The 15,309-nt window shown below is 71.6% G+C and carries 13 protein-coding genes and 1 tRNA gene; 8 read left to right on the top strand and 6 right to left on the bottom strand.

Annotation, left to right across the window (positions count from 1 at the left end; translation table 11 throughout):
- Positions 1–3: 3 nt before the first annotated feature.
- The 5 genes from ACFWMZ_RS19990 to ACFWMZ_RS19970 all read right to left on the bottom strand — a co-directional run bounded on the left by ACFWMZ_RS19990 (position 4) and on the right by ACFWMZ_RS19970 (position 3,694).
- Positions 4–75: transfer RNA gene (locus ACFWMZ_RS19990), tRNA-Gln, on the bottom strand.
- Between the two features lie 86 nt (positions 76–161).
- The gene (locus ACFWMZ_RS19985) at positions 162–899 is read right to left on the bottom strand and encodes an HAD family hydrolase (RefSeq protein WP_383182566.1); all 738 of its coding nucleotides are present in this window, start codon (positions 897–899) and stop codon (positions 162–164) included.
- A gap of 105 nt (positions 900–1,004) precedes the next feature.
- Entirely contained in the window at positions 1,005–2,495 is a 1,491-nt protein-coding gene (gene gltX / locus ACFWMZ_RS19980; protein ID WP_383182564.1) for a glutamate--tRNA ligase, read from the bottom strand.
- Entirely contained in the window at positions 2,488–3,264 is a 777-nt protein-coding gene (locus ACFWMZ_RS19975; protein WP_383182562.1) for a fumarylacetoacetate hydrolase family protein, read from the bottom strand. Before ACFWMZ_RS19975 ends, gltX begins: the two co-directional genes overlap by 8 nt.
- 136 nt (positions 3,265–3,400) lie before the next feature.
- Positions 3,401–3,694: a hypothetical protein gene (locus ACFWMZ_RS19970; protein WP_383203161.1), complete on the bottom strand. Its 294-nt coding sequence runs from the start codon at positions 3,692–3,694 to the stop codon at positions 3,401–3,403.
- Between the two features lie 744 nt (positions 3,695–4,438).
- On the opposite strand from ACFWMZ_RS19970, the gene ACFWMZ_RS19965 reads away from it, so the two are divergent.
- The 8 genes from ACFWMZ_RS19965 (at position 4,439) to ACFWMZ_RS19930 (ending at position 14,928) form a co-directional block, all read left to right on the top strand.
- Positions 4,439–8,149, top strand: coding sequence for a nitrate- and nitrite sensing domain-containing protein (locus ACFWMZ_RS19965; protein WP_383203158.1), 3,711 nt, complete (start codon positions 4,439–4,441; stop codon positions 8,147–8,149).
- A 9-nt stretch (positions 8,150–8,158) separates the two neighbouring features.
- Positions 8,159–8,572 carry a roadblock/LC7 domain-containing protein gene (locus ACFWMZ_RS19960; RefSeq protein WP_003951074.1) on the top strand — a complete coding sequence of 138 codons (414 nt, stop codon included), beginning with the start codon at positions 8,159–8,161 and terminating at the stop codon, positions 8,570–8,572.
- 126 nt (positions 8,573–8,698) lie between these two features.
- Positions 8,699–9,109 (top strand): DUF742 domain-containing protein, encoded by a 411-nt coding sequence (locus ACFWMZ_RS19955; protein WP_003951073.1) that lies wholly within the window; start codon positions 8,699–8,701, stop codon positions 9,107–9,109.
- Entirely contained in the window at positions 9,090–9,671 is a 582-nt protein-coding gene (locus tag ACFWMZ_RS19950) for an ATP/GTP-binding protein (RefSeq protein WP_008417513.1), read from the top strand. The genes ACFWMZ_RS19955 and ACFWMZ_RS19950 overlap by 20 nt, the downstream gene beginning before the upstream one ends.
- Positions 9,672–10,212: 541 nt before the next feature.
- Positions 10,213–13,233 (top strand): nitrate- and nitrite sensing domain-containing protein, encoded by a 3,021-nt coding sequence (locus ACFWMZ_RS19945; protein WP_383184198.1) that lies wholly within the window; start codon positions 10,213–10,215, stop codon positions 13,231–13,233.
- Between the two features lie 10 nt (positions 13,234–13,243).
- Positions 13,244–13,657, top strand: a complete 414-nt coding sequence (locus tag ACFWMZ_RS19940) for a roadblock/LC7 domain-containing protein (protein ID WP_003951070.1) — start codon at positions 13,244–13,246, stop codon at positions 13,655–13,657.
- A 91-nt stretch (positions 13,658–13,748) separates the two neighbouring features.
- Positions 13,749–14,366, top strand: a complete 618-nt coding sequence (locus ACFWMZ_RS19935; protein WP_383203153.1) for a DUF742 domain-containing protein — start codon at positions 13,749–13,751, stop codon at positions 14,364–14,366.
- Complete coding sequence (locus tag ACFWMZ_RS19930; RefSeq protein ID WP_015507042.1) at positions 14,347–14,928, top strand: ATP/GTP-binding protein; 582 nt, start codon at positions 14,347–14,349, stop codon at positions 14,926–14,928. Before ACFWMZ_RS19935 ends, ACFWMZ_RS19930 begins: the two co-directional genes overlap by 20 nt.
- Before the next feature lie 115 nt (positions 14,929–15,043).
- On the opposite strand, the gene ACFWMZ_RS19925 is transcribed toward ACFWMZ_RS19930, so the two are convergent.
- Positions 15,044–15,262 carry an acyl-CoA carboxylase subunit epsilon gene (locus tag ACFWMZ_RS19925; protein ID WP_383179712.1) on the bottom strand — a complete coding sequence of 73 codons (219 nt, stop codon included), beginning with the start codon at positions 15,260–15,262 and terminating at the stop codon, positions 15,044–15,046.
- Between the last annotated feature and the right edge of the window lie 47 nt (positions 15,263–15,309).

Below are 15,309 nucleotides of genomic sequence, written 5' to 3'. Positions count from 1 at the left end.
GAGCTGGGCTACCAGGACTCGAACCTAGACTAACTGAACCAGAATCAGTCGTGCTGCCAATTACACCATAGCCCACCAAAATTCAACCCCCGATGGGGGTTTTCCTTCGGTGTGCGCTTCCCTTCGGCCTTTCGGCCCGCCCGGGCGGCGCAGGAAGAACATTACCCGAAGGTGGACCGGGCTCCAAAACGGGTTTGCCCGGTCAGCAGCACCGGGAGCTCGGCCAGCCCGGTGATCCGCTCGACCCCCTCGGGGGCGCGGCCCCGGGTGCCGTCCCGGTCGACCCAGATGGAGCGCAGCCCGGCGTCCCGGGCGCCGACGCCGTCCACCTCGCGGTCGTCGCCGACGTACGCCACCTGGGCGGGGGCGAGGCCCAGCGCCTCGCAGACGTGCAGGAAGGCGCCGGCCTCGGGCTTGGCGATGCCCAGCTCGACGGCGCAGACGACGCTCTCGAAGTGGTCGCGGACGCCGAGGGTGGAGAGCTTGCGCTCCTGGACCAGGAGGCTTGCGTTGGAGAGGACGGCCTGCCGGCAGACGCCGGCGACGGCGGTGAGGGCCGCCGCGGCGTCGGGGAAGAGCGACCAGGCGCTCTCGTAGTGCGCGACGTACCGCTCCCACCAGGCGGTGGCCTGGGTCTCGGTGAGGGTGGTGGTGCCGAGGAATTCCCTGACCCGGTCGCGGCGGTGCCCCTCGAAGTCGGTCTCGCCCGACACGAAGCGGCGCCAGTGGGTCACCGAGACGCTCTTCCAGCGGGCGAGGGCGGCCTGCTCGCCACCGTGCTCCTCCAGCAGTCCCTCGACGGCGAGGTGGGCGCGCATACCGGCGAGGTCGGCGCTTCCGTAGTCGAAGAGGGTGTCGTCGACGTCCCACACCACGGCCTGGATCCGGCTGCTCCCCATGGGACGAAATCTAACTCCGGCGGGCGGCCGCGGCCAGGGGCGCGGAAACGCCCGTGGGGGCGGTGGCCGGCCCGGCCACCGCCCCCACGGGCGTACGGAGCGCTGTTACACGGTGAGCTTCGCCATGGCCGCGTCGATCCGGGCGAGGGAGGCGTCCTTGCCGAGGATCTGGAGGGACTCGAAGAGCGGCAGGCCGACGGTGCGGCCGGTGACCGCGACGCGGACCGGGGCCTGCGCCTTGCCGAGCTTGAGGCCGTGCGCCTCGCCCGCCTTCAGGACGGCGTCCTTGAGGGCCTCGGCGCTGGTCCAGTCGGCGCCCTGGAGGTTCTCCCGGGCGGTGGTCAGCAGGGCCAGCGGGTCGCCCTTCATCGCCTTGGTCCAGGACGCCTCGTCGAAGACCGGCTCCTTGAGGAAGAGGAAGTCGACGTTGGCCGTGATGTCGGAGAGCACCGTCAGGCGGGTCTGGGCGTACGGCGCGATGGTGTCGAAGACCGCCTGGTCGAAGTCCTCGGGCGCCCAGGGGGCGTACGGGGCGACCAGCCACGGGGCGCACGCCTCGGCGAAGGCGGCGGCGTCGAGCATCCGGATGTGGTCGGCGTTGATCGCCTCGGCCTTCTTGAGGTCGAAGCGGGCCGGGTTGGCGTTGACGTCCGCGATGTCGAACTTGGCGACCATCTCGGGAACGGTGAACACGTCCTGGTCGGCGGAGAAGGACCAGCCGAGCAGCGAGAGGTAGTTCAGCAGGCCCTCGGGGAGGAAGCCGCGCTCGCGGTAGAGGTTGAGCGAGGCCTGCGGGTCGCGCTTGGAGAGCTTCTTGTTGCCCTCGCCCATCACGTACGGCAGGTGGCCGAAGGCCGGGACCTGCTGGGCGATGCCGAGCTTGGCCAGGGCCTGGTAGAGGGCGACCTGGCGGGGGGTGGAGGAGAGCAGGTCCTCGCCGCGCAGGACGTGGGTGATCTCCATCAGGGCGTCGTCGACCGGGTTGACCAGCGTGTACAGCGGGGCGCCGTTGGCCCGGACGATGCCGTAGTCGGGGACGTTCTCCGGCTGGAAGGTGAGCTCGCCGCGGACCAGGTCGGTGAAGGTGATGGCCTCGTCGGGCATCCGGAACCGGATGATGTGGCTGCGGCCCTCGGCCTCGTACGCCGCCTTCTGCTCGGCGGTGAGGTCGCGGCAGTGGCCGTCGTACCCGGAGGGGCGGCCGGCGGCGCGGGCGGCGTCGCGGCGCCCCTCCAGTTCCTCGGTGGTGCAGTAGCAGGGGTAGGCGTACCCCTCGGCGACCAGGCGCTCGGCGACGTCCTTGTAGAGGTCCATGCGCTGCGACTGGCGGTACGGGGCGTGCGGGCCGCCGATCTCGGGGCCCTCGTCCCAGTCGAGGCCGAGCCAGCGCATGGAGTCCAGGAGCTGCTGGTACGACTCCTCGGAGTCGCGGGCGGCGTCGGTGTCCTCGATGCGGAAGACCATGGTGCCGCCGGTGTGGCGGGCGTAGGCCCAGTTGAAGAGGGCGGTGCGGACGAGTCCGACGTGCGGGTTGCCGGTGGGCGACGGGCAGAACCGTACGCGGACCGGGGAGGAGGGGGTTGCTGCGCTAGCCACGCTTGATCACCTTGTTGGTGAGAGTGCCGATGCCTTCGATGGAGACGGCGACTTCGTCGCCGACGGTGAGCGGCCCGACGCCTGCCGGGGTGCCCGTGAGGATGACGTCGCCCGGGAGCAGGGTCATGGCCTCGGTGATGTGCACGATCAGCTCCTCGACGGAGCGGACCATGTCGCTGGTACGGCCGAGCTGGCGTTGGACGCCGTTGACCGTGCACTGGATGGTGAGGTCGTCCGGCTCGACGTCGGTCTCGATCCACGGGCCGAGCGGGCAGGAGCTGTCGAAGCCCTTGGCGCGGGCCCACTGGTCCTCGCGGCGCTGCACGTCGCGGGCGGTGACGTCGTTGGCGCAGGTGTAGCCGAGGATCACGTCGCGGGCGCGCTCGCGGGGCACCTCGCGGCACATCCGGCCGATGACGACCGCCAGCTCCGCCTCGTGGTGCAGCTCCTCGGTGAAGGAGGGGTACGCGATGGGGTCGCCGGGGCCGATCACGGAGGTCGACGGCTTGAAGAAGGTGACAGGGACGTCGGGGACGCCGCCGCCCATCTCCTTGGCGTGCTCCGCGTAGTTGCGCCCGATGGCCACGACCTTGTTGGGGAGGACGGGCGGCAGGAGCCGGACCTTGTCCACGGGCACCTTGGTGCCGGAGAGCTCGAAGTCGGCGAACGGGATGCCCTTGATGATGTCGAGGACGAGGCTGTCGGGGCTGTCACCCTCGACCGCCCCGAAGGCGACATTGCCGTCGATGGAGAACCTGGCGATGCGCACGGGTTGCGGCTGCCCCTCTGCTACTGCTGACGCTGCTGAAGTCGGACACCCCAGGCTAACGCGCCCCGTGCCCCGGACCGCGCGGAGCGGGCCCGGGGCACGGGGCGCGAGGTGTGCGGGGCGCCGGAGCGGGTGGCTACTCGGCGGCGGCGGCCGCCGGTGCGGGCGCGGCGGTGCGGGGCGCCGGGGCGGTCATGAGGATGGTGCGCACCGGGTTGGCGGTCCGGCCGGGGAGCTTCGCGCCGTAGGTGACACCGGTGACGGCGGGGGTGGTCATCAGCAGGGTGCGGCGCGGGTTGGCCGTCACGGCGGGCAGCGGGCCCGCGTCGGGGCGGACGGCGGGCCAGCCCAGCGCGGCGGCGTCGGTGAGGCGGGCCAGCGTGGTGCGGCGGGGGTTGGCGGTGGTGCGGGGCGCCGGGGTGGTGGTCATCTGCTGCTGTGGCCCTTGTCTGCGTCGAGGTGGTGCCGGTGGTGGTGCCGGCCGGTCGTGGGGTCCTGGCCGGCCGGGGCGGCGGCCGGTCGCGGGTGGCGTCCGCCGCTCGGGGCGGGGTGCGTCGCGGTGCGCCGGGGCGCGGGCCGGAGGGTGAGGGCGGCGCCCCTGGGAGGGGTGGGCCGGGGCCGGTTCGCGTTCCGGACGCGTCATCCCAGTAAAGCGTCAGGCTAAACATGCACATCCCCCGCAAAGTCGAGAAGGAGCCATGATCTTCATGTGAGTTTGCTCACGAAAGGCGGGACAATGAGGACAGTTCGGACCGCTTGTTCGAGGCGGGGAAACGGACAATGCACCGCCGAAGCCCTCATTCCGCTCCCGATCATGGCGACTGGGACAGCCGGACGCGACGCGCCGAGACCTTGCGCCTCGTCAGCAAAAGTCCGTTATGTTGCGGATCCGTTCCCACCGTTGGTGATGTCGTGCTCACATCCGGTCACCTGTGTCTCGGGGTTACCCACGGGCCTTGTTGGAGATCCTGCACTGTGCTGGAATTCCCCGGACCGCCGCTCGAAACGGTCGGCGCGCAGGGGGCGCAACAGCGCCGCGTGGCGGTGAAAGGGGAGGACGCGCCGGTCCATCACGACCACCTGGGGCCCGGTACCCATCGGAAAAGGCCCCCCGAATCGACTCCGTTCCACCGCATGCAGCGGCGGAACGCCTGGTCCAGAGGTTGCGACGCCAGTGCAGGGACGTTTCAAGAGGGATGGCAGCGCTGCGGCCGAATCCGAGCCGCGCGGCGGGAGTGACCGCGGCCAGTCGACCCAGCACGCCCGGAACACCGGCCCCGCCAAGGGCCGGGACAAGGAGCGTGCGGGCGGCTCCCCCACCGCCTCCACCTCCCAGGACGGAGCGGCGGAGAAGGCCGGCGAGAGCCCGGCCAAGCCGAAGGCTCCCACCGGTCCCGGCTCGCGAATAGCGCTGCGCAACTGGCGCATCAGTACGCGCCTGGTGGCGCTGCTGACGCTGCCCGTGGTCGCGGCCACCTCGCTCGGCGCGATGCGTATCAACTCGTCCATGGACGAGATCGAGCAGCTCGACAACATGAAGCTGCTCACCGAGATGACCAAGCACGCCACCCGCCTGGCGACCGCGCTGCAGAACGAGCGCGACCAGTCGGCCGGCCCGCTCACCCACGGCGGCAAGGCGACCGACTACGACGTTCGCAGCCACCGGGAGAACACCGACCGCGCCCGGCAGGTGTTCCTGGAGGGCACCCGTGACCTGGAGAGCGCGGACGAGCAGGCCCTCGACGGCGTCCGCAGCAACGTCCGGCAGATCACCAGCCAGCTCTACACGCTCGGTGACGTCCGCAAGGAGGCGTACCAGGACGACCAGTCCGTCTCCCAGACGATCGACGCGTACAGCCAGCTCGTCGAGCAGCTGCTCGACCTGTCGACCGACATGGCGCAGGCGACCAGCAACCCGGACATGATCCAGCGCACCCGCGCGCTCGCGGCCTTCTCCTCCGCCAAGGAGTACGCCTCGGTCCAGCGCGCCGTGATCGCCGCCGCCCTGCCGCCCAACGACCGCGCCTACGGCGAGCTCTCCGAGACCGACCGGCGCTACGGCTCCAACGCCTTCAAGAACGAGGAAGGCTCCCTCGCCATCCTCGGCGGCGTCTACGACGGCAACGCCGAGACCCTGCTGAAGCCGCTGAGCAACAACGCGACGATCACCGAGGCCAACGCCTACGCCAAGCGCGTGCTGACCGAGCCCAACGGCATGCGGATGCTGGACAAGCGCTCGTACCGCGACTGGCTCGACGACGCCTCCGCCGAGCTCGACCAGATGCAGCGCATCGAGACCACGCTGCTCACCGAGATGGAGCAGAAGGCCCGTGAGCTGCGCAACGAGGCCGAGCGCGACGCGTACATCAACGGTGCGCTGATCCTGCTGGTCCTCGGGGTGTCGCTGGTCGGCGCCTTCGTGGTCTCCCGGTCGATGATCCGCTCGCTGCGCCGCCTCCAGGACACCGCGACCAAGGTCGCCCAGGAGCGGCTGCCCGAGCTGGTCCAGCAGCTCTCCGAGTCGGACCCGCAGGACGTCGACACCTCGGTGGAGTCCGTGGGTGTGCACTCCCGCGACGAGATCGGCAAGGTGGCCGCGGCCTTCGACGACGTGCACCGCGAGGCGGTCCGCCTCGCCGCCGACCAGGCGCTGCTGCGCGGCAACGTCAACGCGATGTTCACCAACCTCTCGCGCCGCAGCCAGGGCCTGATCCAGCGTCAGCTCTCGCTCATCTCCGAACTGGAGTCCCGCGAGGCCGACCCGGACCAGCTCTCCTCGCTCTTCAAGCTCGACCACCTCGCGACCCGCATGCGCCGTAACGGTGAGAACCTCCTGGTCCTCGCCGGCGAGGAGCCGGGCCGCCGGTGGACGCGCCCCGTCCCGCTGGTCGACGTGCTCCGCGCCGCCGCCTCCGAGGTGGAGCAGTACGAGCGCATCGAGCTGGCCTCGGTGCCCGCCACCGACGTCGCCGGCCGTGTCGTCAACGACCTCGTGCACCTCCTCGCCGAGCTGCTGGAGAACGCCACGTCGTTCTCCTCCCCGCAGACCAAGGTCAAGGTCACCGGTCACGCGCTGCCCGACGGGCGGGTGCTGATCGAGATCCACGACACGGGTATCGGCCTCTCCCCCGAGGACCTCTCCGCGATCAACGAGCGGCTCGCGCAGCCGCCGACGGTGGACGTCTCGGTCTCGCGCCGCATGGGTCTGTTCGTGGTCGGCCGCCTCTCGCAGCGCCACGGCATCCGCATCCAGCTGCGCCCCTCCGACTCGGGTGGTACGACCGCGCTGGTCATGCTCCCGGTCGACGTCGCCCAGGGCGGCAAGAAGGTTCCGCCGAAGAAGGGCGCCGCCCCGGGCCCGCAGGGTGTTCCCGGCGGCCGCCGTCCCGGCGGTCCCGGTGGCCCCGGCGGCCAGCTCGGCGCGGGCCAGGCCCGCGGCCAGGTCGGCTCCTCCTCGCCGCGTGCGGCGCTGCCCGGGCGCGAGCCCGGCGCGGCGATGCGCGGCGACGCCCCCCAGCAGGGCGGCGGCTCCACCAACCTCTTCGGCGCGGGCCCGGCCTCCGGCGGCCAGGGCGGCGCCGGCAGCCTCTTCGGCGGCGGCCAGGGCGGCCCGCAGGACCGTCCGGCCGACCGCGGCCCCCGCCAGGGCGGCCCCGGCGAGGCCCCGTTCCCGGCTTCGGGCCAGGGTGACCAGCGGCCGCAGATACCGGTACAGCGGCAGGACGGTACCGGGGCGGACAGCCTCGGCGCGGTCCCGCCGACCGGGCCGGGCCGGCGTGCCGACGGCCGCCGCAGGCCGCAGCTTCCCCCGCGCTCCGGCGGCGGCCAGCTCCCGCCGAGCGGTCCCCGGGCCGAGCTGCCCGCGGCGCCGGGCGGCGAGCCGTCGCGGCCGAGCTGGTCGAACGAGCACGCGGCGGCGCACGACGCCCCGCGCGGCCACGACGAGCCGGACGCCACGGCGCAGTTCCCGGCCGTCTCCGAGCAGCAGGGCCCGGGCTCCACGGGGCAGTTCCCCGCGGTGCGCGAGCAGCACCAGGGCGGCCAGGACGCGTACGGCCCCTCCGCGACGGGCCAGTTCCCGGCGCCGGGGTACGAGCAGGGCCAGGCCGGCCAGGCTCCGTACGACGAGCTCTCGGGCCCGGGCGCCACCTCCCAGTTCCCGGCGGTCCCGGCGCAGCAGCAGGGCGCGCAGGGCGGCTACCAGGACGGCGGCTACCAGGACTACCAGGGCGGTTACGCCGCCCAGGAGCAGCAGGGCCAGCAGGGCTACGACGCGTACGGCTCCGGCCAGGGCGCGCAGCGGTCCGGCGGCCCGGGTCTGCCGCAGCAGCCGCACGGCGGGCAGGGCGACCTGCCCCCGTCGGGCCGCGGTGACGGCGGCACCCCGCTCTACGACACGCTGGAGACCAACTGGTTCCGCGGTCAGGGCGGCGAGCCGCAGGCCGGCCCGGGGCAGCAGCAGGCCCCGGAGCCCGCGCCGGCCCCGCAGCAGCAGCGCCCGGAGCCCCTGCGGCAGCAGGCCCCGGAGCCCGCGCCGCAGCGGCGTCCGGCGGCGCCGGTGGCCAGCTCGTGGCGGGCCTCGCCCAACGACGAACTGGTCAAGCAGGCCGAGCGGGTACGCCAGCCCTCCGCGGGCGGCGTCACCACCTCCGGTCTGCCGCGCCGGGTCCCCAAGGCCAACCTCGTGCCGGGTACGGCCGAGCAGCAGCAGCACCCCACCGGTCCTCAGGTCTCGCGCGCCCCCGACGACGTGCGCGGCCGGCTGACCAATCTCCGTCGGGGCATCCAGCAGGGTCGCTACCAGAGTGGTCAGGGGGGCGCGCCGCAGGGCGACGGCTCCCGGACCGGTGGTTACCCCGGCCCCTCTCACCAGCAGGAGCGTTAGTTGAGTCCGATGAGCCAGGCGGCACAGAATCTGAACTGGTTGATCACCAATTTCGTGGACAACACCCCTGGGGTGTCGCACACGGTGGTGGTCTCCGCCGACGGACTCCTTCTGGCGATGTCCGAAGGCTTCCCGCGTGACCGTGCCGACCAGCTCGCCGCTGTCGCGTCGGGTCTGACCTCGCTGACCGCCGGGGCGTCCCGGATCTTCGAGGGCGGCCCGGTCAACCAGACCGTGGTCGAGATGGAGCGCGGCTTCCTCTTCATCATGTCGGTCTCGGACGGTTCGTCCCTCGCGGTGCTGGCGCACCCGGAGTGCGACATCGGCCTGGTCGGCTACGAGATGGCCCTGCTGGTCGACCGCGCGGGGGCCGTGCTCACGCCGGACCTGCGCGCCGAGCTCCAGGGGAGCCTGCTCCACTAGCCCGACCCGCACGACGTACGGCCGTACCACCGTCCGATCATCATCAGCCCGGCCGCTTCGCCTTCCCCCCACCGCCGGCCCAGTCAGACGGCACGCAGACCCCTTGCTGTCCCGCCCGGAGGATTCATGACCCCGCCCAGTCCCTCTCACGACCCGTACGGAGCTTCCCAGCATGCCTCGTACGGCGAGGAGGGTGACCAACCGCTGGTCCGTCCGTACGCGATGACCGGCGGCCGGACCAGGCCCCGCTACCAGCTCGCCATCGAGGCACTGATCAGCACCACGGCCGACCCGGCGCAGTTGCAGGGGCTGCTTCCCGAGCATCAGCGGATCTGCCACCTCTGCCGCGAGGTCAAGTCGGTGGCGGAGGTGTCGGCCCTGCTGTCGATGCCTCTTGGTGTGGCCCGGATCCTTGTCGCCGATTTGGCGGAGGCCGGGCTTGTCGCCATCCATCAGCCCGGCGGCGACGAGAACGCCGGGGGCCAGCCAGACGTGACACTGCTCGAAAGGGTGCTCAGTGGACTTCGCAAGCTCTAACGGCGGAGCGGCCCGCTCCACCACCAGCGCGAAAATCGTGGTGGCGGGCGGCTTCGGCGTGGGCAAGACCACGTTCGTCGGAGCCGTATCGGAGATCAACCCGCTGCGCACCGAAGCCGTCATGACCAGCGCATCCGCCGGCATCGACGACCTCACCCACACCGGCGACAAGACCACCACCACCGTCGCCATGGACTTCGGCCGCATCACCCTCGACCAGGACCTCATCCTCTACCTCTTCGGCACCCCCGGACAGGACCGCTTCTGGTTCATGTGGGACGACCTCGTCCGCGGCGCCATCGGCGCCGTCGTCCTCGTCGACACCCGCCGCCTCGCCGACTGCTTCCCCGCCGTCGACTACTTCGAAAACAGCGGCCTCCCCTTCGTCATCGCCCTCAACGGCTTCGACGGACACCAGCCCTACGCCCCCGAAGAAGTACGCGAAGCCCTCCAGATCGGCCCCGACGCCCCCATCATCACCACCGACGCGCGCCACCGCGCCGACGCCAAGTCCGCCCTGATCACCCTGGTCGAACACGCCCTCATGGCCCGTCTCAAGTAGAGTCGCCGTCAAGGAAGTTGTGTGAAGACCTCGCAGCGGCGGGCTGTGTCCTCGGACACGGTCCGCCGCTGTGTTCATAACGTTTTCGACAGAGAATTGCCACCGTGCCGCCACGGGTCGCGGTCGATCCGTGCCGCTGCGCGCACGACCCCCCGGGCATTTGCCGCCGCTCACCGTTTATGCCCGGGTTGTCTCCGCCTCGGCGGCTCTCGTGAAGGCTCTCCAGGCTGTTTGGTGGAGCACCGCCTGACGTGCTGGAATGCGTCGAACTGCCCAGTAGCACACGGGCCTGGAGACGACTGCGGCCCCGCCCGGGTGCCGCCGCCGAGAGGTTGTTGGTCGAGTGAGGCGAAGCACGACGAGCCCCGCACCGCCGTCGCGGGGTAACTTCACCCCGCCGCAGCGCGCTGCGGCGTCTCCCGCTCAGGACGCGGGTGAGTCCGCCGCTCCCCAGGGGAGCGGCAATCGTTTCTCCCCGCGCAACTGGCGGGTACCCGCGAGACTCAACGCCATTCTCCTGCTGCCGGTCGCGGTCGGCCTGGTGGTCGGCAGCTTCCAGGTGTCGGGTTCCATCGACACCTGGCGCGAGGCCCAGGACGCCGAGAAGACGGCGCGCGTCGTCGAGGCGGCGCTGAACTACGGCAACCGCCTCATCGAGGAGCGCGACGTCTCCGCCGAGCCCTTCCTCAAGGGCAAGCGGAACGACGCCGAGGTGGTCAAGGCCCGCGCCGCCACCGACGCGGCCGGCGAGGAGTTCGACGTGGCCGTCCGGACGATGCCGGACAAGCCCGGACTCAAGCGCCGCCTGGACGCCTTCCGCGACGTCGAGCCGAACCTGGAACCGCTGCGTGAGGCGGCGTACACCAAGAAGCTCAAGGGCGTCGAGACCGAAGAGGGCTACGTCGCCGTCCAGCACCCGCTGATGGAGTTCGCCAACGAGCTGGGCCTGGGCACCGGCAACATCACCACCTACGGGCGCACCTCCTACGCCATCTCGCTGACCAAGGCGGCCCTGTCGCTCCAGCGCTCGCTCGGCATGCACCTGCTGGTCAACCCCGGGCCGGACGCGGCGAGCCTCGGCAAGCAGCGCATCGCGCTCAGCAGTTACGCCTACCTCGAGGGCATCGCCATCGAGGAGTACACCTCCAGCGGTATGGAGGCGGACGAGAAGAAGCTGGTCGCGGGGCAGAAGGAGCTGGAGGCGAAGGCCGAGAAGCAGGCCCGTGAGGCCGCTTCGGAGGCCCGGGCCGCCGGTGAGCGCTACGTCGCGCCGCCCTCCGGCCAGCAGGCCGTGGGGCTGATCGTCAACCCGGCGAGCACGCCGGAGAGCCTGGCCGCGCAGGGCGTGACGCCCGAGGCGTGGTGGGCGCAGACGACCGCCAAGTTCGACCTGTACCGCTCCATCGAGTCGGACCTCGCCGAGAACGCGGTGCAGGAGGCGGCGCAGATCGCCTCGGACGCCAAGCGCGACGCGATCATCACCGGTGTCGCGGTGGTCCTGGCCCTGCTCGTGGCGTTCGTCATCGCCGCGATGATGGCCCGGCAGATGGGCCGCTCGATGCGGCAGCTGCGCAGCGCCGCCTTCAGCGTGGCCGAGCAGCGGCTGCCCTCCCTGGTCGACCAGTTGTCGCGGACCGACCCGGGCCAGATCGACACCCGGGTGGAGCCGATCCCGATCACCTCCACGGACGAGATCGGCGAGATCGCCCGCGCTTTCGACCAGGTGCACCGCGAGGCCGTCCGGCTCGCCGCCGAGCAGGCGCTGCTGCGGGGCAACGTCAACGCGATCTTCACCAACCTCTCGCGCCGCAACCAGTCCCTCATCGAGGGCCAGCTGACGCTGATCACCGGCCTGGAGAACAACGAGGCCGACCCGGACCAGCTGGAGAACCTCTTCAGGCTCGACCACCTCGCGACGCGTATGCGCCGCAACGGTGAGAACCTCCTCGTCCTCGCCGGTGAGGAGCCGGGCCGCCGCTGGGACCAGCCGGTCCCGCTGGTGGACGTGCTCCGCGCCGCCTCCTCCGAGGTGGAGCAGTACGAGCGCATCGAGATGTCGGGTGTGCCGGAGGCGGAGATCCACGGCCGTGCCGTGACCGACCTCGTCCACCTCCTCGCCGAGCTGCTGGAGAACGCCACGACGTTCTCCTCGCCGCAGACCAAGGTCAAGGTCACCGCGACGCGGCTGCCCGACGGCCGGGTCATGGTGGAGATCCACGACAAGGGCATCGGCCTGACCGCCGAGGACTTCGCCGACATCAACCACAAGCTGGCCAACCCGCCCACGGTGGACGTGGCCGTCTCCCAGCGGATGGGCCTCTTCGTGGTCGGCCGCCTCGCGGACCGGCACGGCATCCGCGTCCAGCTCCGCCCCTCGGGCGAGCAGGCCGGCACGACCTCGCTGGTCATGCTCCCGGACGCGATCACCCACGGTGGCGGTGGCGGGGAAGGCTCGGACTCCGAGTTCACGGTCTCCTCGATCATCCCCGAGCAGCAGGCCCACGAGGTGGCGCCGCTGCGCACCGCGGCCGAGCTCGGCTTCGACGACAACCGCTACCGCGCGGACCGGGACGGAGAGTTCCAGGAGCTCGGCCCGGTAGGCCGCTCGCTCCTGCGCGAGGAGCGCCGGGCCGCACTGGAGTCCCAGCACGAGCCGGGTTTCTCGCCCGACGGCCGTCCGCTCTTCCGCGACGAGGAGCCCGGCCAGGGCGGTGCGCAGGAGTACGGATTCGACGAGCGCCAGCCTGTTCCCGGCCAGGGTTACGACGACGGCTACGGCGGTCAGGGCTTCGGCGGACCGCAGGCGGGCCCCGACGGCCAGGGCGGCTACGAGGGCGACTGGCCGGGCCAGGGCTACCCCGGGGCCGACGCTTCGCAGGGCGGCCAGCGGGACCAGTACACCGGTTACGCCGCCAACGAGGGCTATGCGGAATCCGGCTACGACGCCGGGAACAGCGGCACCCAGGGAGACTGGCAGGGCCAGAACGGCTACCCGGACGGCTACGCGCCCCAGTTCGGCCAGGATGCGGAAGGCTTCCCGGGGAGTGAGGGGGCCAACGGAGGCGGCGCAGGCTTCGAGCGGCCCGGCCCCGCGCCGAGTGCCGTCGGCGAGGTCACGGACGCGGGCCTCCCGCGCCGCGCCACCGGTGGGGCGGGCCGGCAGCAGGGCCGCCCGCAGGGCGAGCTGGGTGGCCGAATACCGCCGCAGCCCCCCTCCGGAGAGCGGAACCTTTCCGTGGACGGCGGCGACCACGACGACTGGCGTTCGTCCAACGACGACCGCTGGAACGAGGCGGGCAAGCTCGCGCGGCCGCAGGCCGGGGGGACGACTCCCTCCGGACTGCCCCGCCGGGTGCCGAAGGCCAACCTGGTCGAAGGCACGGCCGAGCAGACCCCGCAGGGCGGCCCTCAGGTCTCCCGCGATCCCGAGGACGTACGGGGCAGGCTCAGCAACCTGCGCCGCGGCGTCCAGCGGGGCCGCACCGCAGGAAGTGACACGAACGGCCAGGCTTCGCCGGATCAGCACCGCGGGCCTGACAGCACCTACAACCAGGAGCGTTAGTGTGAGCCCGATGAGCCAGGCGGCACAGAACCTGAACTGGTTGATCACCAATTTCGTGGACAACACCCCCGGGGTGTCGCACACGGTGGTGGTCTCCGCCGACGGACTCCTTCTGGCGATGTCCGAAGGCTTCCCCCGCGACCGCGCCGACCAGCTCGCCGCTGTCGCGTCCGGTCTGACCTCCCTCACCGCCGGGGCCTCCCGGATCTTCGAGGGCGGCGACGTGAATCAGACAGTTGTGGAGATGGAGCGGGGATTCCTCTTCATCATGTCCATTTCCGACGGCTCGTCCCTCGCGGTACTCGCCCACCCGGAGGCGGACATCGGCCTCATTGGGTACGAGATGGCCCTTCTCGTGGACCGGGCGGGTACGGTACTCACCCCTGATCTGCGGGCTGAGCTCCAGGGAAGCCTTCTCAACTGACAGACAGGCAGTACGTTTTAACGCCGCGTGGCCGTAAAGTTTCGCCACGCGGCTCCCGACGACGGCGCCCGGAACAGCAGGAGGAGGAGACGTGGCAACAACCCCCGACGGCTCACAGCCCTACTGGGCCCATGGCTACGGCCAGGGCCGGCCTCAGGGGCAGGGCGAGGACGCGCCCGCGAACCCGTACGACTTCCCCTCCGCGCCAGGCGGCCAGCAGCCGTACCAGAACCCGGGCCAGTACCCGGGTCAGTACGACCAGCAGCCGTACGAGCAGCAGCCGTACCACCAGCCGCCGGCGCCGCGGATCGAGCCGGTGCAGCCTCCGCAGCAGCGGAAGGCGCCGTCGGCCTCCGGCCAGAACTCCGGCAATCCGCTGGTCCGTCCGTACGCGATGACCGGCGGCCGGACCAGGCCCCGCTACCAGCTCGCCATCGAGGCGCTGGTGCACACCACGGCCGATCCCGCCCGGATGCAGGGCCAGCTGCCCGAGCATCAGCGGATCTGCCACCTGTGCCACGAGATCAAGTCGGTCGCCGAGATCTCGGCACTGCTCTCCATACCTCTTGGTGTGGCCCGGATCCTTGTCGCCGATTTGGCGGAGGCCGGGCTTGTCGCCATCCATCAGCCCGGCGGCGACGAGAACGCCGGGGGCCAGCCAGACGTGACACTGCTCGAAAGGGTGCTCAGTGGACTTCGCAAGCTCTAACGGCGGAGCGGCCCGCTCCACCACCAGCGCGAAAATCGTGGTGGCGGGCGGCTTCGGCGTGGGCAAGACCACGTTCGTCGGAGCCGTATCGGAGATCAACCCGCTGCGCACCGAAGCCGTCATGACCAGCGCATCCGCCGGCATCGACGACCTCACCCACACCGGCGACAAGACCACCACCACCGTCGCCATGGACTTCGGCCGCATCACCCTCGACCAGGACCTCATCCTCTACCTCTTCGGCACCCCCGGACAGGACCGCTTCTGGTTCATGTGGGACGACCTCGTCCGCGGCGCCATCGGCGCCGTCGTCCTCGTCGACACCCGCCGCCTCGCCGACTGCTTCCCCGCCGTCGACTACTTCGAAAACAGCGGCCTCCCCTTCGTCATCGCCCTCAACGGCTTCGACGGACACCAGCCCTACGCCCCCGAAGAAGTACGCGAAGCCCTCCAGATCGGCCCCGACGCCCCCATCATCACCACCGACGCGCGCCACCGCGCCGACGCCAAGTCCGCCCTGATCACCCTGGTCGAACACGCCCTCATGGCCCGCCTGCGCTAGCGGCGCCACGCCTCGCGGTTCCACACGCCGACGGCCCCCGCCCTTCCCGGAGTTCTCCGGAGGGGACGGGGGCCGTCGGGTTCTGCGGGGCGTGCCGCGCGGGCGCGGCGGGGGCTCAGCCCTGCCAGCTGTGCGGGGCACGGAAGCCGGGGGTGCGCTCCAGGCGGCGCCAGCCGGCCCGGTCCCGGCCGCGGTGGCGGGCGGCGGGGGCGGGCGCGGCGGCGGCGCGGGCCATCAGCAGGGCGGTGATCGCCGCCAGCTCCTCGGGCTCCGCGTGTCCCTTCTCGACGCGCAGGAACTGCTCGGGCCCGGCCGGAACGGTGGGTGTGGCCATGGGGTGCTTCTTTCGTCTTCGGGTGGGTCCGCGGGGCGGTGCGGCAC

This window comes from Streptomyces sp. NPDC058373, from assembly GCF_042723275.1.
Lineage (GTDB): Bacteria > Actinomycetota > Actinomycetes > Streptomycetales > Streptomycetaceae > Streptomyces.
Note: the sequence above shows the minus strand (reverse complement) of the source record. Positions and strands in the feature narration are given on the sequence as shown.